The organism is Leptothrix cholodnii SP-6, from assembly GCF_000019785.1.
Taxonomy (GTDB): domain Bacteria; phylum Pseudomonadota; class Gammaproteobacteria; order Burkholderiales; family Burkholderiaceae_C; genus Sphaerotilus; species Sphaerotilus cholodnii.
Genome location: NC_010524.1, coordinates 1,157,340 through 1,180,576 on the forward strand (window position 1 = coordinate 1,157,340; position 23,237 = coordinate 1,180,576).

A 23,237-nucleotide genomic window follows, 5' to 3' on the forward strand; every position below is an offset into this window, starting at 1 on the left:
GGGCCTGCAATGGCTGCCGCGCGTGTGTGCGGTGGCGCGTCTCGTCCCAACCTCGGCCGGCCGGCATCGGTGCTCGCAACCGCTTGCCGCCGGCTTTCAGGGTTTCTCATGCTGATTCGATTCTTGATGGCCGTGGTGATGGCAGCCGGACTTCTGGCGCCCGCCCACGCATTCACTCCCGAACAGGCCCATGCGATTGCCGCCGGCGAGACCGACGACCGCATCCAGGCCCTGAACCAGGCCGCCGCCACCGGCGATGCCGCACTGGCCGCCTACGTGCAGGCGGTGCTCGACGATGCCGTCAAGGTGGCCGGTGGCAAGGCCTATCTGCAGCGCGACGGCAAGGTGCTGATCGCGGGCACCGACACCGAAGCCGCGCTGCCCGATGACGCCGAAGACGTCGTCAACAACAACCGCATGCGCGGTGCGCTCGAAGCGTCGCTCGGCACGCTCAAGCTGGTGTCGCCTGACGTGAACGTGCGCCGCGCCGCACTCACCGAACTGGCCAAGCAGCAGCTCGACGAAGCCCAGCTGCCGATGATCGACAAGGCCTGGGCGGCCGAGACCGACACGGCGCTGAAGTCGCAGCTCGAGAGCATGCGCGCCACCATCCTGATCACCTCCACCGACCAGGCCAAGCGCCTCGAAGCCGCGCAGCTGCTCGAAGGCAGCCGGCTCGCTTCGGTCAAGAGCCTGCTGCAGGAGCGCCTGGCCGCCGGCGGCGAAACCGATGGCGAAGTGCGTGCCGCGCTGATGAAGGCGCTGTCAGCGGTCGAAGGCCGGCTGGCCTGGGGCGAGCGCCTGGGCGTGCTGTTCACCGGCATCAGCCTGGGCTCGATCCTGCTGCTGGTGGCGCTCGGCCTGGCCATCACCTACGGCCTGATGGGCGTCATCAACATGGCGCACGGCGAGCTGATGATGATCGGCGCCTACGCCACCTGGCTGGTGCAGAACCTGTTCCGCCAGCACCTGCCGGGGCTGTTCGACTGGTACATCGCGTTCGCGATCCCCGCCTCGTTCCTGGCCGCCGCGCTGGTCGGCGCCGCGCTCGAACGCAGCGTGATCCGCTGGCTCTACGGCCGCCCGCTCGAGACCCTGCTGGCCACCTGGGGCATCAGCCTGGTGCTGATGCAGGGCGTGCGCAGCCTGTTCGGCGCGCAGAACGTGCAGGTCGAAAATCCGTCGTGGCTGTCGGGTGGCGTGGTCGCGCTCGACAACCTCACGCTGCCGTACAACCGGCTCGCCATCATCGCCTTCGCCTTCATGGTGCTGGCCGGCGTGGCGCTGCTGATCGCCCGCACCCGGCTCGGCCTGTTCGTGCGCGGCGTTACTCAAAACCGCCGCATGGCCGCCTGCATGGGCGTCAACACCGCGCGCATCGACACCTATGCGTTTTCGCTGGGCGCCGGCATCGCCGGGCTGGCGGGCTGCGCGCTCAGCCAGGTCGGCAACGTCGGGCCGGATCTCGGCCAGAGCTACATCGTCGACGCCTTCATGGTGGTCGTCACCGGCGGTGTCGGGCAGCTGGCCGGCACGGTCTACGCCGGCCTGGGGCTGGGCGTGTTGAACAAGTTTCTCGAGGGCTATTCGGGTGCGGTGCTGGCCAAGATCATGGTGCTGGTGTGCATCGTGGTCTTCATCCAGAAGCGCCCGCAAGGCATGTTTGCGATGAAGGGCCGGAGTGCTGAAGCATGAGCGCAGTCTTGAACAACCCGATGCTGATGCCGCGCAGCGGCTTGTTGCTGGGCCCGCGGGGCTGGGCCGGCGTGATGGCCGCGCTGGCCACCGTGCTGGTGCTGGTGCCGCTGCTCAACCTGGCGGTGCCCGATGGCCATCCGCTGCACTTCAGCGACTACTACGTGCAGCTCACCGGCAAGATCATGTGCTACGCGATCTGCGCGTTGGCGATGGACCTGATCTGGGGCTACACCGGCATCCTGTCGCTGGGCCACGGCCTGTTCTTCGCGCTCGGCGGCTACGGCATGGGCATGTACCTGATGCGCCAGATCGGGCTCGACGGCAACTACAAGAGCACGCTGCCCGACTTCATGGTCTTCCTCGACTGGAAGACGCTGCCCTGGCACTGGAGCTTCAGCGAGAGCTTCTTCGGCCAGATGCTGCTGGTGGTGCTGGTGCCCGGCCTGCTGGCGCTGGTGTTCGGCTTCTTCGCTTTCCGCTCGCGCATCAAGGGCGTGTACTTCTCGATCATCACGCAGGCGATGACGTTCGCGGCGATGCTGCTGTTCTTCCGCAATGAGACCGGCTTCGGCGGCAACAACGGCTTCACCGACTTCAAGCGCATCCTCGATATCCCGCTGGCCCAGCCGAGCACGCGCATGACGCTGTTCATGCTGACCGGCGTGGTGCTGGTCGGCTTCTTCCTGATGGCGCGTGCGATCGTCAACAGCAAGTACGGCCGCGTGCTCCAGGCGATCCGCGATGCCGAGAGCCGCGTCATGTTCACCGGCTACGACCCGCTGGCCTACAAGCTCAGCATCTGGACGCTGAGCGCCGTGATGTGCGCGGTGGCCGGCGCCTTGTACGTGCCGCAGGTCGGCATCATCAACCCGGGCGAGATGAGCCCGGCGGCATCGATCGAGATCGCGATCTGGGCCGCAGTCGGTGGCCGGGCCACGCTGATCGGGCCGATCCTCGGCGCCTTCTTCGTCAACGGCGCCAAGAGCTGGTTCACGCAGGTGTTCCCGGAGTTCTGGCTGTACTTCCTGGGCGCGCTGTTCATCGCGGTGACGCTGTTCCTGCCGCACGGCATTGTGGGCCTGTTCAAGAAGCGCAAGGAGGGCAAGGCATGACGCCCGACCTGATGGAAGACCGCGCGATCGCGCGCATCGAGCACGAGGCCAAGGTTGCCGCCACGCAGGGCAAGACTGAATCGGGTGGGCGCAGCGCTTCCTACGGCCGCCTGCTGCGCCACGGCCAGCCCGATTTCACGCACGGCGTGGCGCTGTACCTCGATGACATCACCGTCAGCTTCGACGGCTTCAAGGCCTTGAACAGCCTGAGCCTGGCGATCAACGTGGGCGAGCTGCGCTGCATCATCGGCCCCAACGGCGCCGGCAAGACGACCATGATGGACGTCATCACGGGCAAGACCCGGCCCGATGCGGGCAGGGCGTCGTTCGGCTCGACCATCGACCTGCTGCGCATGCGCGAGAACGAGATCGCGCAGATCGGCATCGGCCGCAAGTTCCAGAAGCCCACCGTGTACGAAGAACTGAGCGTGTTCGAGAACCTCGAACTCGCGCTCGCGGCCGACCGGCGCGCGCGCGCCAGTCTGTTCCATCGGCTGAGCGGCGAACAGCTCGACCGCATCGGCGAGATCATCACGCTGATCCACCTGAAGCAGGACGCGCAGCGCACCGCCGGCCTGCTGAGCCATGGCCAGAAGCAGTGGCTCGAGATCGGCATGCTGCTGATGCAGGACCCCAAGCTGCTGCTGCTCGACGAGCCGGTGGCGGGCATGACGGACGAAGAGACAGAGCGCACCGCCGAGCTGTTCCTGTCGCTCGAAGGGCAGCATTCATTGGTGGTGGTGGAGCACGACATGAAGTTCGTCGACCAGCTCACCGAAGGCCGCAAGAAGGTCACGGTGCTGCACGAAGGCAGCGTGCTGGCCGAGGGCCTGTTGTCTGAAGTGCAGGCCAATGAAAAGGTCGTCGAGGTCTACCTCGGCCGCTGAGGAAAGAAGATGCTCAAAGTCTCAGGCCTGAACCAGTATTACGGCGGATCGCACATCCTGCGCGGGCTGGAATTCGAAGCCAAGCTCGGTGAAGTCACCGTCGTGCTCGGCCGCAACGGCGTCGGCAAGACGACGCTGCTCAAGAGCCTGATGGGCGTGGTGCCGATCAAGGCCGGCAGCGTCCAGCTCGACGGTCAGGACATCTCGAAGGACACGCCCTACGAGCGCGTGCGCAAGGGCGTCGGCTACGTGCCGCAAGGGCGCGAGATCTTCGGCCGCCTGACGGTGGAAGACAACCTGCGCATGGGCCTGGCCTACAAGAGCGGCAGCACGCCGATCCCGGCCGAGCTGTTCGAGCTGTTCCCGGTGTTGAAGCAGATGATCAACCGGCGTGGCGGCGACCTGTCGGGCGGTCAGCAGCAGCAGCTGGCGATCGCGCGTGCGCTGGCCGCGGGGCCGAAGCTGCTGATCCTCGACGAGCCGACCGAGGGCATCCAGCCCAGCATCATCAAGGACATCGGCCGCGTGATCCGCATGCTGGCCGATCGCAAGACGATGGCGATCGTGCTGGTCGAGCAGTTCTACGACTTTGCTGCCGAGCTGGCCGATCAGTACCTGGTGATGGAACGCGGCGAGATCATCGCGCGCGGCCGCGGTCATCAGATGGAAGCCGATGGCGTACGCCAGCTGATGTCGATCTGATCGTGTGTCGGGGCGGGTGGCGCGTAGACTCGCGCCGCTATGTCGAACCCCCAAGATCTGATGGATTCCCCCGCCCCGAAACGCGTGCTCGTCATCGGCGCGGGCCCTGCCGGGCTGATGGCCGCCGAGGCGTTGGCCGAGGCCGGCGTGCAGGTCGATGTCTGCGATGCCATGCCGTCGGTGGGTCGCAAGTTCCTGCTCGCCGGCAAGGGCGGGCTGAACCTCACGCATGCCGAGAACGCCGAGTCGTTTCTCGGCCGCTATCGTGAACATGCGTCGGCGGTCGCGCCCTGGCTCGAAGCCTTCGGGCCGGCTGCCATCCGTGACTGGGCCGCCGGGCTGGGTGTGAGCACCTTCGTCGGCAGCTCTGGCAAGGTCTTTCCCGAAGGCATGAAAGCCGCACCCTTGCTGCGCGCCTGGCTGCGCCGCCTGCGCGCCCAGGGCGTGCGCCTGCACATGCGGCATCGCTGGACCGGCGGGCTGGCGGTTCGACTCGCACCACCCGACGGGCCTGATGCCACCGACGCCGTGCAGGGCTGGACGGTCGATTTCGAGACGCCGAAAGGGCCGGTGCAACGGCATGCCGACGCGGTGCTGCTGGCGCTGGGGGGTGGCAGCTGGGCCCGGCTCGGGTCCGATGGTGCGTGGGTGCCGTGGCTGCGCCAACGCGGCGTGGCCGTGGCAGCGTTGCAGCCCGCCAATTGCGGTTTCGACATCGGCTGGAGCGCGCATGTCGCCGAGCGTCACGCCGGCACGCCGTTGAAGAACGTCGTGCTGCGACTGGCCTCCGAAATGGCTGCGGAGGGTGGCACGACTGCACCACGATTCGAGCGCCTGGGCGAGGCCGTGATCACGGCCACCGGCATCGAAGGCAATCTCGTCTATGCCGCATCCGGCCTGTTGCGCGAGGCCATCGCGGCGCACGGCCATGTCGATGTCAGGCTCGATCTGCTGCCGCAGCGCAGTGAAGCCGACCTGGTCACCGCGCTGGCTCGCGGCCGTGGCAGCCGCTCGTGGCCGAACCATATGCGTGAACAGACCGGCCTTGCCGGCGCTCAGGCGGCGCTGCTGCGTGAAGGGCTCGATGCTGCCGCCTGGATGCGACTTCAGCACGATGCTGCGGCGCTGGCGCACCGCATCAAGGCCCTGCCGCTGCGACTGCTCGCGCCACGCCCGATCGACGAGGCGATCAGCACGGCGGGTGGCGTGGCACTGCCGCCCGAAGCCGCTGGCGTCGACGAGCGCCTGATGCTGAGTGCCCTGCCGGGCGTGTACTGCGCCGGCGAGATGCTCGGCTGGGATGCGCCGACGGGTGGCTATCTGCTCACCGCCTGTCTGGCGAGCGGTCGCTGGGCGGCGCGCTCGATGCTGGCGCGCTGGGGCCTGTCCGTGCCGGCCATTGCCGTGTCGAGCTGAAATGAAAAACGCCTCCCGAAGGAGGCGTTGCTGTCAGAGCGAGGGCTTCGGGCCGACGATCAGGCAGCGGATGCGACGGTCTTGCCCTGGCGGCGACGCGACATGAAGCCGATGGCGCCGAGGCCTGCGAGCAGCATGGCGTAGGTTTCGGGTTCGGGGACCGGGGCTGCGAAGCTCGTCACGCTGGTGTTGTCGATGACGGACCAACGCTCGTTGTTGACGCTGGAGAAGGCGTCGAAGGCGATGCGGTAGGTGTCGGTTGCCGACGTGGTGGTCAGGGTCGCCCCATAAATGGTCATGTCAGTGTCGGTGCCTTTGATCACTCCGCTTGCGCCACCCACCCACGACCAGCCTGCACCACTGTTGACCTGGAAGCCGTACTGAAGGATGTCCGCTGACGAACGAACCAGTTCCTGTGCTGCATTGGCGCTAGGGGTGTAGAACGAGTCCACGAGCAGGAACGAGAACACCAGGTCGGTGCCGCTTGCGAAGGATCCGAGGCCTTGACGCAGGAAGTCATCGCCCGAGTTGAATTGGACTGCTGTGTTCACAGCAGTGCCCGGGTTGAGATCAACGGCTGCAAGCCCGCCGTTGGACGCCCAGCCTGCCAGGAAGGTCTGGTTGGTGAAGTTGCGATTCGCCAGTTCTTCGGTCTGAGCCAATGCAGACGTGCCGACCACGGCCAGGGCTGCGGCCAAGAGGGTGGTGCGGAAAGAAGTGAGAAGTTTCATGCTGTCCCTATGTCGGTTGAGGTGCCGCGGGCTGTCGCGACGGTGGGTTCATGCATCCCTTGAAGCTGAAGCCGGCTTCAGGAAAGCGATGAATGAAGCTTAGGGACAGGGCGTCGTTGCGACCAGCACCGGACGGGTGGCGCAGCCCCCGTGTTCACAGGGGAATTGGCGGTGTTTGCGACGTTCACCCCCGCGATCACGGGGGTTGGAAGATGAAAGCGCGCAGTCCGGGACGGCTCGATCGAGCCGCGTCGCGACCGCATCACGCACGCACCGCTTCCCAGCGGGCGTCGGAGCGGGAGGAGGCTTACAGCTTTTCGGATTGAGTCTGGTGCTGCCGCCGCCGGCGGCCCATCACGCCGATCACGCCCAGGCCGGCCAGCAGCATGGCGGTCGTGTGGGGTTCAGGCACCGCCGTGACCGATCCCGCAGCCGTTGCGTCGATGCGGAACCGGAAGTTGTCCATCGCCAGATGGTCGTAGTCGTCGTTGTCGAAGGCGAAGGCGATCGCGTCGATCGGCGTTCCGGCTGCGACGCTCATGAAGCTGGCCGTCCCCTTGAACACCCTCTTGTCCTTCAGCGCAACCCCGTCGTAGACCACCTTGCCGTCGTTGTAGAGCATGAAGTGGAAGTCGCCGGTGCTGTCGACGCTGCGCCGGCTCCAGAAGTCCGCGCCGTCGAAGAAGAAGTCACCGTGGTCGCTGCGGGTGATCCGCGTGCTGCCCGCAAGGCTCGTCGCCAGGAACGTTTCGCCAGGCGCTCCGGCTGTGGTCATCGAGAACCACTGGCTGCCCCAGTCGAAACCCCCGTGTCCGGCAGGAACCGGCACACCCAAGGTGCTGGCACCGAGGCTGTCGAATGACAGCGTGGACGAAACGAGTTCGGCCTGCGCCGCAGTGGCACCGACACCGAGGGTGAATGCCAGGGCGATCGTCCGACCCACCTTGGCGCCGATCGACCGGGACGGCTCGCGACGGGCTGGACGCGGGATGCTCATGGAAACCTCACTCGGTGGAACGGGATCGACGCGTCAAATGACCCAGATCATTCTGCGAGATCCTGCCTGTTGACTGTTTTACAGCGGAATGAGGGCAGTGTAACCCCGTGTTTTGGGGGGTGTTTGATGAAATTTGGGATGTCTTCCCATTTATTAACCCTTCCTGAAGTCCCGGGTTCCTGCGCACGTGGCGTCGGTCCGGCCGGCTTCAGGTGCGCCAGATCCTCGGGACGCAGGGGTCGAGATGCCAGGCGATCGATCGCCAGGCCGCGCGGATCGCGCCGAGCAGGTGCATCGCCGGCTCGACCCGGGGTGCCAGCACGCGCAACACCACGGTATTGGCGTGAGGCGCACTGACGCCGGCGGTGGCGGCGAGCGCCGAGTCGCCGATCAGGGCGCGGGCGCTTTCGATCAGGGCGTCGCTCAGCCCCTTGGGCAGGGCGTCGCCGCCGGCCAGCCAGAAGGTGCCGAGCACGCGCTGGCCGGCCCATCCGAGCGGGCTGTCGAGCAATCGGGCATCGGCGGCGTCGATGCGGGCGCGCTCGAGCCAGATGCCGGGCAACTCGAGTTGTTGTAGATAGCTGCCCCGCTGCCAGGGCTTGCCGGCGGCGGGCAGGCCCAGCGCGAGCAGGTCCCAGCCCATCATCATGGCGCCGGGTGCGATCTCGAAGCGCAGGCTGTTTTCTGCGATGCAGGCGTCGTAGGCGATGGTTTCCAGAGGCAGCCATTCGAGCCGGCTGCCTTCGGCCAGTCGGGCGCGCACTTGCTGGCGGGCGACTTCCCCTGCGCTGCGGTAATAGCGCGTGGCGCCGGGTGTCGTGATCAGGGCGTGGCTGCCGGGGGCGAGATCCAGATCGACTTCGAGCGTGTCGCCGCCGACGATGCCGCCCGGTGGATGAACCAGCACGTGGTGGCAGATCGACGGTCCCTCGGGATAGAGCCGCTGCAGCACCCGCAAGGGGCCGTGGTGACGGTCATGTGCGACGGTGCGATCCTCGTTCGGATCATGTCGGTAATGGAGTTGCAGGTGGCCGTGCCAGCTCATCAGGAGTCAGAGTCGTCGCCTAGGAAGGCCGGCAGTGTAGGCGGGCCGACCGTTTGTGGATGCCGGCGGGGCGGTTGCCGCCCGGCAGTGCCTCGGCGTTGTGGACAAGATGACTTTTCCCTGCGGTTTTCCACAGCGCCGGAACCGCCGGACTCGAACTTGTCCACAGGCCGGAAAAGATGCTCGCGATTCCACAGGGAGGTGGGACAAGGTTGTGGACAGTGGCGGGACTCGACTCGCAAACCCGCGCCAATGCTCACTTTCCCCTGGATTGCTGCACGATGAGGCAGGGGGGTGGCAGACCCCTCGACCTGCCTCGCGAGGGTGTTTTGTCAAGGCCCTTGCAGCGAGAAATGCCAGCGGATGGGTCGGGGTCGAACGACTTGTCCACGTGCACTGTCCACAACCCTCATCGTGCACAACATGCGGACTTCGCGGTGTCCCTGACGCATCGATGACGATGTCTCGGGGCCTCGCGGTTCGGCGGTGCTGGGCGCCGACCACGACACGCGTCACGTGCCCGATGCAGCGCTGCCCCGCGTGATCGGAATCGCACAGGCGAAAAAAAACCGTCGCACAAGGCGACGGTTTCACGTGAGATGCAGAGCGCTCAGGGCGCTCGATGCATCACAGCGGGCGGATGTTCGCTGCTTGCAGACCCTTGGGGCCTTGCTTCGTTTCGAACTCGACGCGCTGGTTTTCCTGCAGGCTGCGGAAACCGCCACCGTTGCGGATTTCGCTGTGGTGAGCGAACAGGTCCTTGCCGCCGTCTTCCGGCGTGATGAAGCCGAAGCCCTTGCCGTCGTCAAACCACTTCACGATGCCAGTCTGGGTGGGAGTACTCATGGATGATGTTCCTTGTTGAGTGTTGAAAGATGAAAACACCCCGCCGATACGCACCAGCAGGAACAGAAACACTCAAGAAACGTCAAACCGGGAGATTTGGAACCTGGCCGGCCGAGCCGGCAAGCCAGCAAGGCGGTATAAGGAGCAAGACCTTGAAAAAACGGTCTTGGTATGTCTGTACGTTCAGTGTAGTCGGGAAACGGGCGAAAGCCCAGACATATTCATGGCCGCATGCACCGGCTCACCGCGTGAGCCAGAAATGCCGGTGCAGTTCGGCAATCTCGTCGTGCACCTCGGCCACCGGGCCCCAGATACGCACCGGCTTCTGGCCATGCACGAACACATCGCGGCACGGCAGGTTCAGGGTCGGGTTCTCGGGGTGAGATCCGGTCAGGCTCAGCAGATCGGCCTCGCTCATGCCGAAGACCAGCCGACCGATGTGAGCCCAGTACTGCGTGCCGGCACACATGCAGCACGGCTCGACGGTGGTGTAGAGCGTGCAGTCCCACAACTCGGCAGGACTGAAGCGCCGGGCGGCCTCGCGCGCCAGCACCGCTTCGGCGTGATTGACGCTGTCCAGATTGCCCTGGCTGAGCAGCACGGTCCGATGGTCTGCCGCAACCAGCAGTGCGCCGAAGGGGTGGTGGCCCGCGGCCAGCGCCGCGCGGGCGATCTGGTTGGCGCCACGCAGATGCAGGAGCATCTGCGCAGGCGTCGGGTCCGGATGACGAAACGTGCTCATGGTGCACCTGACCTCGTGTATGCCCAGGCGCCAGTATCAACCGTTGTGCGAGCCACGGTGAGCCCAGCCGGTGGTGCGCTTTTCCACCACCGAGAAGAACTCGTACATCAACATCGCCATCGCACCGACCACCACCAGGCCGGCAAACGCCAGGCCCATCTGCATGGAGCTGCCGGCGCTGATCAGCAGATAGCCGATGCCTTCGTTGGCGGCGGTCATCTCGCTGACGGTGGTGCCGACAAACGCCAGCGTGATCGCCACTTTCAGCGAGCCGTAGAAATACGGCAGCGACCGCGGCAGGCCGACCTTCATCAGCACATCCCAGCGCCTGGCGCCCAGCACCCGCAGCACGTCTTCGAGTTCGGGCTCGAGCGTGGCCAGGCCGGTGGCGATGTTGACCATGATCGGGAAGAAGCTGATCAGGAACGCCGTCAGGATCGCCGGCCCCGCGCCGATGCCGAACCACACCACCAGGATCGGCACGAACGCGGCTTTGGGCAGGGCGTTGAAGGCCGTCATCAGCGGGTAGACGGCGGTATAGGCCACACGCGAACTGCCGATCAGGAAACCCAGCAGCACCCCCACCACGATCGACAGACCGAAGCCCGCCATCGTCACCCAGAACGTGCGCCAGGCGTGGCCGGCCACCAGCGCGCTGTGTTCGACCAGCGCTGCGGCGATGTCGGCCGGGCTCGGGAAGATGAACGCCGAGACCTTGAATCCGGTGCACAGCATCTGCCAGACCAGCAACGTGAAGACCAGCAGGATCCACGGCGATGCCTGTTCGAGTCGGCGTTGTTTCATTGCGCGATCTCCACGCGGTTGGCGGGCTTGCGCATGGCGCCGATGTGGCCACGCAACTCGTGCACGATGGCGGTGAACTCGGGGCTGTAGGTCACCTCGAGGTCGCGCGGGCGCGGCAGGTCGATCTCGCGCCGCACCACGAAACGCCCCGGGCTCTTGCTCATCACGTACACCGTGTCGGCCAGGAAGACGCTTTCGCGCAGGTCGTGCGTGACCAGGATGACGTTGAACTTCTGCGCCGCCTGCAGGTCGCGCAGCGTGCACCACAGTTCCTCGCGCGTGAAGGCATCGAGCGCGCCGAAGGGCTCGTCGAGCAGCAGCATCCTGGGCTCGTGGATCAGCGCGCGGCAGATCGAGGCCCGCTGCTGCATGCCGCCGGACAGCTGCCACGGGAACTTGTCCTCGTAACCACCGAGCCCCACGCTCTGCAGCAGCCGGCGCGCCTTGTCCTCGTACTCGGCCTTCTTCTGCTTGAAGTTCGACCGATAGGGCTCGACGATCTCCAGCGGCAGCAGCACGTTCTCGAGCGTGGTGCGCCACGGCAGCAGGCTCGATGCCTGAAAGGCCATGCCGGTGATCTTCAGCGGCCCCTTCACTTCATGGCCACCGATGATCACCGTGCCCTTGCTCGGGCGCTTGAGACCGGTGGCCAGTTTCATGAAGGTCGACTTGCCGCAGCCCGACGGCCCGACGATGGCGATGAATTCACCCTCGTCGACCTTCAGGTTGATGTCCTCGACGGCGTACTGGCCCTGCGCCATCAACTCGTCGTTGTAGGCCAGCCAGACACCGTTGAAATCAACGAATGCACTCATGAGTGGCTCACTTCTTCACGGCGGGGAAGATCGCGCGCTCGGCCGCCGTGGGCAGGTAGGCGCCGTTCCACACGGCATCGGCCTTGACACGGTCCTTGGTCGCGAAGGCATCGGACACCTGGCTCGCCATCAGCGACAGGCGAGGGCCGTTGATCGCGCCGAAACCTTCGGCGCGTGCATCGGGTGTCAGCACGGTGGCGTCGAGTGCGAGCTGCAGGCGGCGCAGTTCGAGGTCGGCATTGATGATGCCGTCACGCTCCTTGACGATCGCCACCGAAGCCTTCGGATCCGCGATCACGTCCTTCATGCCCTTGGTGAAGGCGCGCAGAAAACCTTTGACGGCTTCGGGGTTCTTCTTGAGGAACTCCTCGCCCACGATGATGGCGTTGCCATAGAGCTTCACGCCGTATTGCGGGTACGGCAACACCACCACGTCTTCTGCCTTGACGCCACGCGATTCGAGGTTGAGCAGCGAAGTGAACGAGAAGCCGGTGATCGCATCGATGTCGCCGCGCACCAGCATGGTCTCGCGCAGCGGCGGGTCCATCGCGGTCCAGGTCACGTTGGTGACGCCGTTGGCCTTGGCGAAGATGGGCCAGGCCTTGCGGCCGGCATCGAATACCGGCGCGCCCATCTTCTTGCCGGCCAGGTCGGCGGGCTTCCTGATGCCGCTCTTCTTCAATGCCAGCACGGCGGCGGGCGTGTTGTTGTAGACCATCATCACCGCCACTGGCTTGTTCGGCGCGGTCGGGTTGTTGGCGTGAAACTCCATCAGCGCGGCCAGATCGGCAAAGCCCATGTCGTAGCTGCCCGACGCCACACGTGTCACGGTGCCGCCCGAGCCATTGCCGGCGTCCACCGTGACATTGAGCTTCTCGGCCTTGAAATAGCCCTTGTTCACCGGCAGCAGGAACAACGCCGCAGGGCCTTCGAAACGCCAATCGAGCTGGAACTTGATGGCCGATTCCTGTGCCTGCACGGGCAGGCTGAAGCTGCTCACGGTCAGGCCGGTGGCCAGCGCCAGAAGTGCACGCCGGGCGACATCGGCCCCTTTGAATTTCTGGCCGGAAACGATCTGAGTGAACGGGGTGGACATGCACGACTCCTGCTGAATGCCGATGGTGAATGCCGCGTCAAGGCGCGGCGATGGATCTCGGAGGATTCAGCAAGAAGTGTGCGCAGAACCGATGGCACCCGTGTCGTGCCGGCCGGAAAGAGGATGCACTGCTTTCGCGCAGACGCGACAAGGCCCCGACCCGCCATCGACGCGGGCCGGGGCCAGTGCCTCGGCATGGATTCAGGACATCAGTTCGCAGAGCGAGCGGGCCACCACCTTGGTGGCGCGGCGCAGGTCTTCGAGCACCAGATGCTCGTCGGCACGCTTGGCATTGCTCTCCAGAACAGTGCGTGGCCCCGCACCATAAATGACCGCCGGAATGCCCTCGGCGCAATACAGCCGGACGTCGGTGTAGAGGGGCGTTCCCGACGTCGGCAAAGGCTCGCCGAACACGACCTCGCCATGCTTCTGCAATGCCGTCACCAGCGGCGCGTTGCCGGGCAGGGGGCTCAGTGAATGAGCCAGAAGAAGGCGCTTGATGTCGACCGTGATACCCGGCAACGTGGCCGCCGCGTCGGCGATCACGCCGCGGATGGCTGCCTCGACTTCTGCCGCGTTCTCTTCGGGGATCATGCGGCGATCGAGCTTGAACATCACCTTGCCCGGCACGACATTGGTGTTGGTGCCGCCCTCGATGCGTCCCACGTTCAGATACGGGTGATTGATGCCGGGTACCTTCGACGTCACCGCCTGGTAGAGCGTGTTCTGGTGATAGAGCGCATTCAGGATCGCCACCGCGCCCTGCAATGCGTCGATGCCGGTGTGCGGAATGGCCGCGTGAGCCATCTTGCCGTGCACCGTCACCTCCATCTGCAGACAGCCGTTGTGGGCGGTGACCACCTCGTAGCTGAAGCCGGCGGCAATCAGCAGGTCGGGTTTCGTGAGCTTGTGCTGGAGCAGCCAGCCCGGGCCGAGCTCTCCGCCGAATTCCTCGTCGTAGGTGAAATGCAGCTCGACCGCGCCTTTCAGCGGCGCGCCCAGCGATTCGAGCGCACGCAGTGCAAAGATGAAGGTCGAGAAGTCGCTCTTGCTGACCGCACTGGCGCGGCCATAGAGCTTGCCGTCGACCACCTCGCCGCCATAGGGATCGTGTGTCCACCCGTCGCCCGGTGGCACGACGTCGCCGTGGGCATTGAGCGCGATGGTGCGCCCGCCGTCACCGAAACGCCGACGCACGATCAGGTTGGTGATCGACTGCAGGCCGTAGTCGCGCACGATCGCCTCGGGCACCGCGTGTTTCTCGACCGTGTAGCCATAGCCTTCGAGGATCTGCGCCGTGCGCTCGGCATGCGGCGCGTTGTTGCCGGGCGGGGTGTCGGTGGGCACCTGCACCAGGGCTTGCAGGCAGCGCACCTGCTCGTCGAAGTGGGCATCGATCCAGCTGTCGAGCTGATCGAAGACGGTGGCTGGGCTCATGCGGTGATCTCCTTGGCGAGCTGGTTCAGCAATAGCGAGAAGGCCTGGACACTCAGGTCGATGTCGTCGTTGGTGCTCGATTCGAGCGGGTTGTGGCTGATGCCGGCGTTCAGGCCGCGCACGAACAGCATGGCCTGCGGCATCACCTCGTGCAGCTTCATGGCGTCGTGGCCGGCGCCGCTGGGCATGCGGTGCAGTGGCAGCCCGAGTGCGGCGACGGCGGCCTCCCAGCGCGCTTGCCAGGCCGGTGCGCTCGGTGCGGCCGAGGCGCGCATCGTTTCTTCGAGCGTGTGGTTCAGGCCACGCCGCTCGCAGATGCGCGTCAGCTCGGACAGCGTGTCGGCGGCCAGTGCGTCGCGTGCGGCGTCGGTGGTGGCGCGCAGGTCGAGGCTGAACCGGCAGCGGCCCGGCACCACGTTGATCGAGCCGCCGGGCACGTTCAGCATGCCGATGGTGCCGACCAGATCGGGCACCGCCGCGGCACGGCGTTCGAGATAGACCGCCAGTTCGGCCACGGCCACCGCGGCGTCGCGGCGGCGGTCCATCGGCGTGGTGCCGGCGTGGCTGGCCATGCCGATCACTTCGCCGGTGTAGCGCACGCTGCCGTTGATCGAGCGCACGATGCCCAGCGGCAGGTCGAGCTCGTTGAGCACCGGCCCCTGTTCGATGTGGACCTCGATGAAACCGAGGTAATCCGCCGGGTTGCGGGCGAGCTTGGGGATGTCGTCGATGCACAGACCGGCGTGCTGCATGGCCGCGCGCATCGTGATGCCGTCGGCATCGGCCTGGTCGAGCCAGGCGTTGTCGAACTGGCCGATCACGGCGCCCGAGCCGAGGAACGTCGCCTTGTAGCGCTGGCCCTCTTCTTCGGCAAATCCGATCACCTCGATCCCGAAGGGCAACCGCTTGCCGGCGCGGTGCAGTTCGCGCACGCAGGCCATCGGCACGAAGATGCCGAGCCGGCCGTCGTACTTGCCGCCATTGCGCACGGTGTCGTAGTGGCTGCCGGTCAGCAGCCTTCGGGTCGTCGGATCGCTGCCGTGATAGATGCCGACCACATTGCCGACGGCGTCGATGGAGACCTCATCGAAGCCGCATTCATCGCGCATCCATTGCGACAGCTGCTGCGCGCAGGCGCGGTGGGCGTCGGTCAGGTAGGTGACGGTGAGCTGGCCTTGTTCGGCGTAGCCGGGGTCGCTGTGTGCGGCGAGTGCTTCGGCCCAGTCCCACACCTGATTGCCGAGCGTGGGCTCGACGCCGAACTTGTCGTTCAGGCGGATCTCGGCGATGCGGTGGATGTTGCGCAGCGCTTCGGCGCGTTCGTGGTCGACCGGGTTGTGCAGGCGGCGCTCGAAGGTGGTGATGATCTCGCTGCGAGGCAGGCCCAGGCCACGCGGGCCACGCACGGCCAGGATGAACGGGAAACCGAACTTCTCGTTGTAGGCGGCGTTGAGCTGCTGGATGCGGGCGAACTCCTGCGGCGTGCAGTCGGTGAGGCCGGCCTTGCCTTGTTCGTTGGTGGACTCGGCCGTGAGCGATTGGCTGACCATCGCCTTGCCTGCGAGTTCGGGGTGGGCGCGGATGAGCGTCAGTTGGGCTTGTGGGCCGGCTTCTCGCACCACGGTGGCCATGGCCTGCTTCAGCGCGGCGAGGGTGGTGAATGGGCGTTTGTGCCAGGTGGATTCGGCGATCCAGGGGGAGTGTTCGTAGATGCCGTCCAGCGCTTGCGTGAAGGCGCTTTGGGGGAGGGTGTTGAGATGGGCTGTGGTCAGCAATGGGGTCTCCTTGCCAAAGCAAAGGGCTTGAACATCCGATTTGACCGAGAGGGTCGAATGGGGGCCGGTTGTCGATCGGGTTATGACTGTCGGCAACAAGGCCACTGGGTGGCGCTCAACTCACTCCCACACGAAAGCCGACTGCGCATCGAACGGATGCACCCTCTGCCAATGCCGGGCGATGTCGATGCGGCGGGTCACCCAGACCCTGTCATGTGCCTGCACATGATCGAGAAACCGCTGCAAGGCCCGCATCCGACCCGGCCGCCCCAACAGACGGCAATGCATGCCGATGTTGAGCATCGCCGGCCGCTCGTCTCCTTCGGCGTAAAGGACGTCAAACGAATCGCGCAGATACTCGAAGAACTCGTCCCCATGGCTGAACCCCTGCGGCAACGCAAAGCGCATGTCATTGGTGTCCAGCGTGTAGGGAACGATCAACTGCGGCGCCAATGACCCGTCGCTCTTGCGCACGTTGAGCCAGAACGGCAGATCGTCGCCGTAATAGTCGCTGTCATAGGCGAAGCCGCCATGGTCGGCCACCAGCCGTCGCGTGTTCGGGCTGTCGCGCCCGGTGTACCAGCCCAGCGGCCGCTCGCCGATCAGGCGCTCGATGATCTCCATGCCGCGCGCCATGTGCTCGCGCTCTTCGGAGTCGGGCATGTTCTGGTAGTGGATCCAGCGCCAGCCGTGGCAGGCGATCTCGTGACCCAGTTCGACGAATGCGGCGGTCACTTCGGGGCAGCGCTCGAGTGCCATCGAGACACCGAACACGGTCAATGGCAGGCCGCGTTTCTCGAACTCGCGCAGCAGCCGCCACACGCCCACCCGCGCGCCGTATTCGTAGATGCCTTCCATGCTCAGGTGGCGCGCCGCAAAGGCGGGCGGATTGAACATCTCCGACAGGAACTGCTCGCTGCCGGCGTCGCCGTGCAGCACGCTGTTCTCGCCGCCTTCTTCGTAGTTCAGCACGAACTGCACGGCGATGCGCGCATGGCCGGGCCACTGTGCGTGCGGCACTTCGCGGCCGTAGCCGCGCAGGTCGCGCGGGTAGCGCGCAGCAGACAGGACGGGCGATGCGGCATTCGTGGCGGGCCGGCCGGCGCCGCTGTCGGGGGTGGCTGGGTTCATGCGCTTTTCTTGCGTTTGGCCGTGTTGGCGTTGGACAAAGGCGCCGCGCCGGCAGGCAGCAGGGCGCCGGCCAGATCGGGCACGCGGGGGTTCAGACGCAGGTTGCGTTCGACGTTGCCGAGGTGCTGCTCCATCAGCCGCACCGCCGCACGGGCGTCGCGGCGCTCGAGCGCATCGACGATCTCGACGTGTTCGCTCTGCGAGTGTTCGGCCGAGTGCGCGCTCTGGTACATCAGCGAGATCAGCGACGAGCGCGACAGCAGGTCGGCCAGCAGTTGCGCCAGCACCTCGTTGCCGAGCATGCGCGCCAGCAGCACGTGGAAATCGGCCAGCAGGCGCGTGCGGCCGGTCACGTCGGGGCGCACCACGGCGGCCGATTCATTGCGCAGGTGCTCGCGCAGGTCGGCCACCTGGGCATCGGTGATGACGGCGCAGAGCTGGCGCACCATCGAGGTCTCGAGCATGCTGCGCACCGCGAAAACCTGCTGCGCTTCCTCGACGCTGGGCTGCGCCACGTGCGCGCCGCGCGCCGGTTCGAGCGTGACGAGGTGGTCGCGGCTCAGCTGGTTGAGCGCCTGGCGCACCAGCGTGCGCGAGACCTGGAAGATGTCGGCGATCTGCTGCTCGGCGAGCTTGGTGCCGGGCATCAGCCGGCGCTCGACGATGGCGGTGGTGATCGATTCGACGATGCGGTCGGTGATGCTGTGGCCGACCGCGCTGCCGCCGTCCGCGAGGGCGGCGGCGGGCGGGTGGGTGGCGCGGCGGGTCGACGGCATGCGGGCTCGGTTTGGTTGACGTGTACGCCAAAGTGTATACACTTCAACGCATCCTGCAAGTTTTTTCGAGGCCATCCGATGGGACAACTGACCACTCACGTACTCGACACCGCGCACGGCTGCCCGGCCGCCGGCATGCACGTCGCCCTGTGGGCGATCGCGCCCGACGGCATGGCCACGCACTTGCAGAGCGTCACGCTCAATGACGACGGCCGGGTCGGCCGGCCGCTGCTCGAAGGTGCTGCGCTGATGGCCGGGCGCTACCGGCTGGTGTTCGGTGTCGGCGCCTACTTCACCGCCCGTGGCGTGGCGTTGCCGACGCCGGTTTTCCTCGACGAGGTGCCGCTCGACTTCGGCGTGTCCGACCCGTCGGCGCACTACCACGTGCCGTTGCTGGTCAGCCCCTGGAGCTACGGCACCTACCGTGGCAGCTGACACGTGGCCACACGGCACGGACATTGCTGCTGAATCGCCACCCTGACCGCTGCGATCCCGATGGAAACCTACCTGCTCGACTGGGCCAACCTGCTGCTGCGCTGGCTGCACGTCATCACCGCGATCGCCTGGATCGGCTCGTCGTTCTACTTCGTCTGGCTCGACAACAGCCTGGTGCCACCGGCCGATCCGGCCGCGCGTGACCGAGGCGTGGGCGGCGAGATCTGGTCGGTGCACGGCGGCGGGTTCTACAACGCCCAGAAATACCCGCTCGGCCCCAGCAAGATGCCCGCGCACCTGCACTGGTTCTACTGGGAGAGCTACAGCACCTGGCTGTCGGGTTTCGGCCTCTTCACGGTGCTCTATCTCTGGAACGCCGGCACCTTCCTGGTCGACAAGAGCCGCATGGACTGGTCGCCGCTGGCCGCCGGCAGCGCGGCCCTGGGCTTTCTGGTGGCGGGCTGGCTGGTCTACGACCTGATCTGTCGCGTCATCGGCCAGAAGAAGGCCGCCGACGGCACGCTGTCGACCGGCAACGACGGCCTGGTGCTGGGCCTGCTGTTCGTCTACACCGTGGCCGCCACCTGGCTGGCCTGCCAGCTGTTCGCCGGCCGCGCGGCCTTCCTGCTGATGGGCGCGATGCTCGCCACCATCATGAGCGCCAACGTGCTGTTCTGGATCATCCCCGGCCAGCGCACCGTGGTGGCCGACCTGACGGCCGGGCGGCCGATGCAGGCGATCTTCGGCCAGCGCGGCAAGCAGCGCAGCGTGCACAACACCTACTTCACGCTGCCGGTGCTGATCGCGATGCTGTCCAACCACTACGGCATGCTGTTCCAGCATCCGCAGAACTGGCTGGTGCTCAGCGCGCTGATGCTGGTGGGCGCGCTGGTGCGGCAGTTCTTCGTGGCGCGCCACAAGGGCCGGCAGCTGTGGCCGCTGGTGGCCGCGGCGCTGCTGATCCTGGCCGTGCTGATCGCCTGGCTGGCGCCGGCGAAGGTCGTCGAGGACGCGGCGGCCGCACCGGTGACGCTGGCGCAGGTGCAGCCCATCATCGAGCAGCGCTGCGTGCTGTGCCACAACGCCCAGCTGCCCAACAAGGGCGTGGCGCTGCACAGCGCCGAGCTGATCGAGCAGCACCGCCAGCAGATCTACCAGCAGGTCGTGCTGCAGAAGCTGATGCCGCTGAACAATGCCACCGGCATCACCGAGGCAGAGCGCACGCTGATCGGCCGCTGGGCCCAGGCCGACCACAAGCCCTGAGGCGCATCATGGCGCCTCCGGCGCCTTTCCCTCGCTCCTGATGCTCCACCTGCTCAATCTCCTGGCCGCCATCGCCCTGCTGGTGTGGGCGACCCAGATCGTGCGCACCGGCGTGCTGCGCCTGTTCGGCGAAGACCTGCGCCGGATGCTCGCCGCCAGCATGGGCGCCTGGCCCAAGGCGATGCTGGCGGGCCTGGGCGTGACCTGCCTGGTGCAGTCGAGCACCGCCACCGCGCTGATCGTGTCGTCGTTCGTCGGTCGCGGCCTGGTGGCCACCGCGCCGGCGCTGGTGGTGATGCTGGGCGCCGATGTCGGCACCAGTGTGATGGCGCTGGTCTACTCGTTCGACCTGTCGTGGCTGTCGCCGCTGCTGATCTTCATGGGCGTGATCACCTACGTGTCGCGCGAGAAGACCAGCACCGGCCGGGTCGGCCAGATCTCGATCGGCCTGGGCCTGATCACGCTGGCGCTGCAGCTGATCGTCGCCAACACCGGGCCGCTGGTGCAGGCGCCGCTGGTGCGCACGCTGCTGGTCACGCTGCCCAACGACCTGCCGATGGAGCTGCTGGTCGGCGCCTTGCTTGCGATGGCCAGCTATTCGAGCCTGGCCGTCGTGCTGCTGGTGGCGACGCTGGCCGACCAGGGCCTGGTGCCGGTGCCGACCGCGCTGGGCCTGGTGCTGGGCGCCAACATCGGCCGCGCGGCGGTGTCGATGCTGTCGGTCTGGCGCTCCGATGTCGCCACCCGTCGGCTGCCGCTGGGCAACCTGCTGTTCAAGGGGCTGGCGGTGCTGCTGATCGCGCCGTTCCTGGGCCTGGTGCACGTCTGGCTGCAGGACGGCATCGGCGTGGTGCTGATGCAGGTGGTGCTGTTCAACCTGGCGTTCAACGCCGCGCAGGCGATCCTGTTCGTGCCCTTCACCGGCCTGCTGGCCGCTGCGCTGGAGCGCTGGCTGAAGGTGCCGCCCAGCACCGACGATCGCGCGCCGCGCCACCTCGACAAGCTCGCGCTCGGCACGCCGTCGATCGCGCTGAGCTGCGCCGCCCGCGAGGCGCTGCGCCAGGCCGATGCGGTCGAGACCATGCTGCGCGGCGTGCTGCCGGTGATCCGCAACAACGACCTCGATCTGGCCGCCCGGCTGCGCCAGATGGAAGAAGTGGTCGACGCGCTCTACACCGCCATCAAGCTCTACCTGACGCAGGTCTCGCGCACCGCCTTGTCCGAGCGCGAGAGCCAGCGCTGGACCGAGATCGTCTCGTTCACGATCAACATGGAGCAGATCGGCGACATCATCGAGCGCGTGCTGCAGGACGTCGAGGACAAGAAGATCCGCAAGCAGCGCAGCTTCTCGGACGCCGGCATGGCCGAGATCACGCACCTGCACGAGCGCCTGCTCGCCAATCTGCGGCTGGGCATGAGCGTGTTCCTCGACGGCCATGTGCGCGATGCGCAGAAGCTGCTCGAGGAGAAGGCGCGCTTTCGCGAGCTGGAGCACGAATACGCCTCCACCCACCTGAACCGGCTGCAGGACAACACCGCCGCCAGCATCGAGACCAGCTCGCTGCACCTCGACCTGATCAGCGAGCTCAAGCGCATCAACTCGCACATCTGCTCGATCGCCTACCCGATCCTCGAACCCGCCGGCGCGCTGACGCCGACGCGGCTGCGCGCCTCGCGCATGGGCGGGCTGGACGAAGAGGTGCGGGCGCACGCCCGCTGAACCGCCGGCTTCGGGCCTGCTTCAGCCCGCGTCAGACCTGCGCGACGCGCCGGTGATCGGCGTTGTCGAGCTGGAAGCTGCTGACCATCTGCGACAGCCGCCCGGCCTGTTCCGTCAGCGCTCCGGCGGCGGCTGCGGCCTGCTCGGCCATCGCGGCGTTCTGCTGCGCCACCGAATCGAGCTGGCGCACCGCGTCGCGGGTCTGGCCGATGCCGACCAGCTGCTCGCCGGCATCGTGCGAGATCGTCGTGATGATGCCCGAGACGCGCTCGACCGAACTCAGGATCTCCTGCGTCGTGCTGCCGGCGCGGTGCACCTGCTCGGAGCCGGTGGCGACCTTGTTCATCGAGTTCTGGATCAGCCCCTTGATCTCCTGTGCGGCCGTGGCGCTGCGCTGGGCCAGCGCGCGCACCTCGCCGGCCACCACCGCGAAGCCGCGGCCCTGCTCGCCGGCGCGGGCGGCCTCGACCGCCGCGTTGAGCGCGAGGATGTTGGTCTGGAACGAGATGCCGTCGATGATCGAGATGATGTCGGCGATCTTGCGCGAGGCCACGTCGACCTCGGCCATCGTCGCCACCGCCTGCGACACCGTCTGGCCGCCCTGGTTGGCGACCTGGTTGGCCGCCTGCGCGAGCTGGTTGGCCGATTGCGCCGAGCCGCTGGTCTGCTGCACCGAGTCGTTCAGCGTCTCGATGGTGTGCAGCGCCTGCTGCAGCGTGGCGGCGGCCTGTTCGGTGCGCCCGCTCAGGTTCTGGCTGCCGGCGGCGATCTCGGCGCTGGCCTGGTAGATCTGCGACGAGGCCTCGCGCACGCCGGCGGCCAGTTCGTGCAGGCGCACGCGCATGTCCTCCAGCGCCATCAGCACGGTGCCGATCTCGTCGCCGCGGTTGCAGGCGACCGGCCGTGAGAGGTCGTGGTCCGCCATCTGACGGGCTGCGGTCACGGCCAGGCTCAGGCCGCGCGAGACATCGCGCACCAGCCACAGCCCCAGCACGCCGGCCAGCGCCAGCGCCAGCAGCGCGCCGCCGATCAGCACGTTGCGCGCCGCGGCCGCCACGCTCGACGACGACTGCACGGTGGCCTGGTTGTGCGCGTCGTCCCAGGCACTGAGGTCGAGCACGGCCTTCGACCAGGCGGCCAGCCGCGCCTGTTCGCGCTCCTGCTCGGTGGCCATGCCGACCCGCACGCCGAAGGCCACCGCGCCGTCGCCCCGGCTGGCGTATTCCTCGCGCGATTTCGCGATGATGGTCTGCGCCTCCTGCGTGGCCCGGTCGACCTGATCGAGCAGGGCCACGGCCTCGGGCTGCTCGATCGCCTGCCGTGCGGCCGTGTTCAGCGCCTGGCAGTTCTGCGCGGTCGCGACCAGCGACTTGTAGAGTTCGGGCAGCGAGGACGGATCAGCGGCCGAGAACGAACCCAGCGTGCTGCCGTAGAGATTGGCGCAGCGCTCCATGTCGCGCACCGTCTGGCTGCGCTTGGCGCCGCCGCCGCTGACCTCCAGCAAGGTGGTGTTGAGCGACTCGATGCGCACCAGCGCCAGGCCGGTCAGGCCCAGCAGGATCAGCACGAACAGCCCGAAGCTGAGTCCGAGCTTGTGGGAGAGTTGGAGCCGGCTGCCAGCCCGTATCGGTGCTGCTTGATTCACGGAATGCCTTTCGTTGCGCGGACCTTCGGCGCTCTGCGCCGATCTGACTGGCGACTATGCGAGTTCCCTCGGCCGTCGATGCCTTGATGTGGCGCGGAAAAACGTCCTCATTCCGGCCCTCGTTGTCGCCGCCGGGTCCGCTGAGTCGGGCTGCCTGTTGCCGG

General features: G+C 66.8%; 21 protein-coding genes. 8 read left to right on the plus strand and 13 right to left on the minus strand.

Going from position 1 to position 23,237, the window contains the following annotated elements:
* Positions 1 to 108: 108 nt before the first annotated feature.
* From urtB to LCHO_RS05450, 5 genes are read left to right on the plus strand one after another with little or no spacing between them, the layout of a single operon-like run.
* Positions 109 to 1,695: an urea ABC transporter permease subunit UrtB gene (gene urtB, locus LCHO_RS05430; protein ID WP_012346116.1), complete on the plus strand. Its 1,587-nt coding sequence runs from the start codon at positions 109 to 111 to the stop codon at positions 1,693 to 1,695.
* The gene (gene urtC / locus LCHO_RS05435) at positions 1,692 to 2,810 is read left to right on the plus strand and encodes an urea ABC transporter permease subunit UrtC (RefSeq protein ID WP_012346117.1); all 1,119 of its coding nucleotides are present in this window, start codon (positions 1,692 to 1,694) and stop codon (positions 2,808 to 2,810) included. The genes urtB and urtC overlap by 4 nt, the downstream gene beginning before the upstream one ends.
* Positions 2,807 to 3,697 carry an urea ABC transporter ATP-binding protein UrtD gene (gene urtD, locus LCHO_RS05440; RefSeq protein ID WP_012346118.1) on the plus strand — a complete coding sequence of 297 codons (891 nt, stop codon included), beginning with the start codon at positions 2,807 to 2,809 and terminating at the stop codon, positions 3,695 to 3,697. The genes urtC and urtD overlap by 4 nt, the downstream gene beginning before the upstream one ends.
* Positions 3,698 to 3,706: 9 nt before the next feature.
* Positions 3,707 to 4,399 (plus strand): urea ABC transporter ATP-binding subunit UrtE, encoded by a 693-nt coding sequence (gene urtE, locus LCHO_RS05445; protein ID WP_012346119.1) that lies wholly within the window; start codon positions 3,707 to 3,709, stop codon positions 4,397 to 4,399.
* A 60-nt stretch (positions 4,400 to 4,459) separates the two neighbouring features.
* The gene (locus LCHO_RS05450; RefSeq protein WP_190274836.1) at positions 4,460 to 5,815 is read left to right on the plus strand and encodes a TIGR03862 family flavoprotein; all 1,356 of its coding nucleotides are present in this window, start codon (positions 4,460 to 4,462) and stop codon (positions 5,813 to 5,815) included.
* 59 nt (positions 5,816 to 5,874) lie between these two features.
* On the opposite strand, the gene LCHO_RS23870 is transcribed toward LCHO_RS05450, so the two are convergent.
* From LCHO_RS23870 to LCHO_RS05510, 12 genes are all read right to left on the minus strand, one after another.
* Positions 5,875 to 6,546, minus strand: a complete 672-nt coding sequence (locus LCHO_RS23870) for a PEP-CTERM sorting domain-containing protein (protein ID WP_012346121.1) — start codon at positions 6,544 to 6,546, stop codon at positions 5,875 to 5,877.
* A 307-nt stretch (positions 6,547 to 6,853) separates the two neighbouring features.
* Positions 6,854 to 7,543 carry a PEP-CTERM sorting domain-containing protein gene (locus LCHO_RS05460; RefSeq protein ID WP_012346122.1) on the minus strand — a complete coding sequence of 230 codons (690 nt, stop codon included), beginning with the start codon at positions 7,541 to 7,543 and terminating at the stop codon, positions 6,854 to 6,856.
* 208 nt (positions 7,544 to 7,751) lie between these two features.
* Entirely contained in the window at positions 7,752 to 8,588 is an 837-nt protein-coding gene (locus tag LCHO_RS05465) for an urease accessory protein UreD (RefSeq protein ID WP_012346123.1), read from the minus strand.
* A 627-nt stretch (positions 8,589 to 9,215) separates the two neighbouring features.
* A complete protein-coding gene (locus LCHO_RS05470) occupies positions 9,216 to 9,434 on the minus strand; it encodes a cold-shock protein (RefSeq protein WP_012346124.1) in 219 nt (72 codons plus the stop codon).
* A 241-nt stretch (positions 9,435 to 9,675) separates the two neighbouring features.
* Positions 9,676 to 10,176 (minus strand): nucleoside deaminase, encoded by a 501-nt coding sequence (locus LCHO_RS05475; protein WP_012346125.1) that lies wholly within the window; start codon positions 10,174 to 10,176, stop codon positions 9,676 to 9,678.
* A 36-nt stretch (positions 10,177 to 10,212) separates the two neighbouring features.
* Complete coding sequence (locus tag LCHO_RS05480; RefSeq protein WP_012346126.1) at positions 10,213 to 10,980, minus strand: ABC transporter permease; 768 nt, start codon at positions 10,978 to 10,980, stop codon at positions 10,213 to 10,215.
* Positions 10,977 to 11,795, minus strand: a complete 819-nt coding sequence (locus LCHO_RS05485) for an ABC transporter ATP-binding protein (RefSeq protein WP_012346127.1) — start codon at positions 11,793 to 11,795, stop codon at positions 10,977 to 10,979. Before LCHO_RS05485 ends, LCHO_RS05480 begins: the two co-directional genes overlap by 4 nt.
* Positions 11,796 to 11,802: 7 nt before the next feature.
* Positions 11,803 to 12,891, minus strand: a complete 1,089-nt coding sequence (locus LCHO_RS05490; RefSeq protein ID WP_012346128.1) for an ABC transporter substrate-binding protein — start codon at positions 12,889 to 12,891, stop codon at positions 11,803 to 11,805.
* Between the two features lie 201 nt (positions 12,892 to 13,092).
* Positions 13,093 to 14,328 carry a M20 family metallopeptidase gene (locus LCHO_RS05495; protein WP_012346129.1) on the minus strand — a complete coding sequence of 412 codons (1,236 nt, stop codon included), beginning with the start codon at positions 14,326 to 14,328 and terminating at the stop codon, positions 13,093 to 13,095.
* The gene (uraD, locus tag LCHO_RS05500; protein WP_012346130.1) at positions 14,325 to 16,103 is read right to left on the minus strand and encodes a 2-oxo-4-hydroxy-4-carboxy-5-ureidoimidazoline decarboxylase; all 1,779 of its coding nucleotides are present in this window, start codon (positions 16,101 to 16,103) and stop codon (positions 14,325 to 14,327) included. Before uraD ends, LCHO_RS05495 begins: the two co-directional genes overlap by 4 nt.
* Positions 16,104 to 16,223: 120 nt before the next feature.
* Positions 16,224 to 17,234, minus strand: coding sequence for an allantoinase PuuE (gene puuE / locus LCHO_RS05505; RefSeq protein WP_012346131.1), 1,011 nt, complete (start codon positions 17,232 to 17,234; stop codon positions 16,224 to 16,226).
* Complete coding sequence (locus LCHO_RS05510) at positions 17,231 to 18,010, minus strand: GntR family transcriptional regulator (protein ID WP_012346132.1); 780 nt, start codon at positions 18,008 to 18,010, stop codon at positions 17,231 to 17,233. The genes puuE and LCHO_RS05510 overlap by 4 nt, the downstream gene beginning before the upstream one ends.
* 78 nt (positions 18,011 to 18,088) lie before the next feature.
* On the opposite strand from LCHO_RS05510, the gene uraH reads away from it, so the two are divergent.
* Genes uraH through LCHO_RS05525 form a run of 3 tightly spaced genes read left to right on the plus strand, consistent with a single transcriptional unit; the run spans position 18,089 to position 21,428 of the window.
* On the plus strand, positions 18,089 to 18,445 hold the full coding sequence (gene uraH, locus LCHO_RS05515) for a hydroxyisourate hydrolase (protein WP_012346133.1): 357 nt from the start codon (positions 18,089 to 18,091) through the stop codon (positions 18,443 to 18,445).
* Positions 18,446 to 18,505: 60 nt separating this feature from the next.
* On the plus strand, positions 18,506 to 19,708 hold the full coding sequence (locus tag LCHO_RS05520; protein ID WP_012346134.1) for a urate hydroxylase PuuD: 1,203 nt from the start codon (positions 18,506 to 18,508) through the stop codon (positions 19,706 to 19,708).
* 40 nt (positions 19,709 to 19,748) lie between these two features.
* Positions 19,749 to 21,428, plus strand: a complete 1,680-nt coding sequence (locus LCHO_RS05525) for a Na/Pi cotransporter family protein (protein WP_012346135.1) — start codon at positions 19,749 to 19,751, stop codon at positions 21,426 to 21,428.
* A 31-nt stretch (positions 21,429 to 21,459) separates the two neighbouring features.
* Here LCHO_RS05525 and LCHO_RS05530 read toward each other — a convergent pair whose 3' ends face one another.
* Positions 21,460 to 23,073, minus strand: coding sequence for a methyl-accepting chemotaxis protein (locus tag LCHO_RS05530; protein ID WP_012346136.1), 1,614 nt, complete (start codon positions 23,071 to 23,073; stop codon positions 21,460 to 21,462).
* Positions 23,074 to 23,237: the final 164 nt, after the last annotated feature.

Bases quoted from the DNA above. Each gene is read 5' to 3' on its own strand.
- urtB (WP_012346116.1), top strand. From the start codon at position 109: ATGCTGATTCGATTCTTGATGGCCGTGGTGATGGCAGCCGGACTTCTG.
- urtC (WP_012346117.1), top strand. From the start codon at position 1,692: ATGAGCGCAGTCTTGAACAACCCGATGCTGATGCCGCGCAGCGGCTTG.
- urtD (WP_012346118.1), top strand. From the start codon at position 2,807: ATGACGCCCGACCTGATGGAAGACCGCGCGATCGCGCGCATCGAGCAC.
- urtE (WP_012346119.1), top strand. From the start codon at position 3,707: ATGCTCAAAGTCTCAGGCCTGAACCAGTATTACGGCGGATCGCACATC.
- LCHO_RS05450 (WP_190274836.1), top strand. From the start codon at position 4,460: ATGGATTCCCCCGCCCCGAAACGCGTGCTCGTCATCGGCGCGGGCCCT.
- LCHO_RS23870 (WP_012346121.1), bottom strand. From the start codon at position 6,546: ATGAAACTTCTCACTTCTTTCCGCACCACCCTCTTGGCCGCAGCCCTG.
- LCHO_RS05460 (WP_012346122.1), bottom strand. From the start codon at position 7,543: ATGAGCATCCCGCGTCCAGCCCGTCGCGAGCCGTCCCGGTCGATCGGC.
- LCHO_RS05465 (WP_012346123.1), bottom strand. From the start codon at position 8,588: ATGAGCTGGCACGGCCACCTGCAACTCCATTACCGACATGATCCGAAC.
- LCHO_RS05470 (WP_012346124.1), bottom strand. From the start codon at position 9,434: ATGAGTACTCCCACCCAGACTGGCATCGTGAAGTGGTTTGACGACGGC.
- LCHO_RS05475 (WP_012346125.1), bottom strand. From the start codon at position 10,176: ATGAGCACGTTTCGTCATCCGGACCCGACGCCTGCGCAGATGCTCCTG.
- LCHO_RS05480 (WP_012346126.1), bottom strand. From the start codon at position 10,980: ATGAAACAACGCCGACTCGAACAGGCATCGCCGTGGATCCTGCTGGTC.
- LCHO_RS05485 (WP_012346127.1), bottom strand. From the start codon at position 11,795: ATGAGTGCATTCGTTGATTTCAACGGTGTCTGGCTGGCCTACAACGAC.
- LCHO_RS05490 (WP_012346128.1), bottom strand. From the start codon at position 12,891: ATGTCCACCCCGTTCACTCAGATCGTTTCCGGCCAGAAATTCAAAGGG.
- LCHO_RS05495 (WP_012346129.1), bottom strand. From the start codon at position 14,328: ATGAGCCCAGCCACCGTCTTCGATCAGCTCGACAGCTGGATCGATGCC.
- puuE (WP_012346131.1), bottom strand. From the start codon at position 17,234: ATGAACCCAGCCACCCCCGACAGCGGCGCCGGCCGGCCCGCCACGAAT.
- LCHO_RS05510 (WP_012346132.1), bottom strand. From the start codon at position 18,010: ATGCCGTCGACCCGCCGCGCCACCCACCCGCCCGCCGCCGCCCTCGCG.
- uraH (WP_012346133.1), top strand. From the start codon at position 18,089: ATGGGACAACTGACCACTCACGTACTCGACACCGCGCACGGCTGCCCG.
- LCHO_RS05520 (WP_012346134.1), top strand. From the start codon at position 18,506: ATGGAAACCTACCTGCTCGACTGGGCCAACCTGCTGCTGCGCTGGCTG.
- LCHO_RS05525 (WP_012346135.1), top strand. From the start codon at position 19,749: ATGCTCCACCTGCTCAATCTCCTGGCCGCCATCGCCCTGCTGGTGTGG.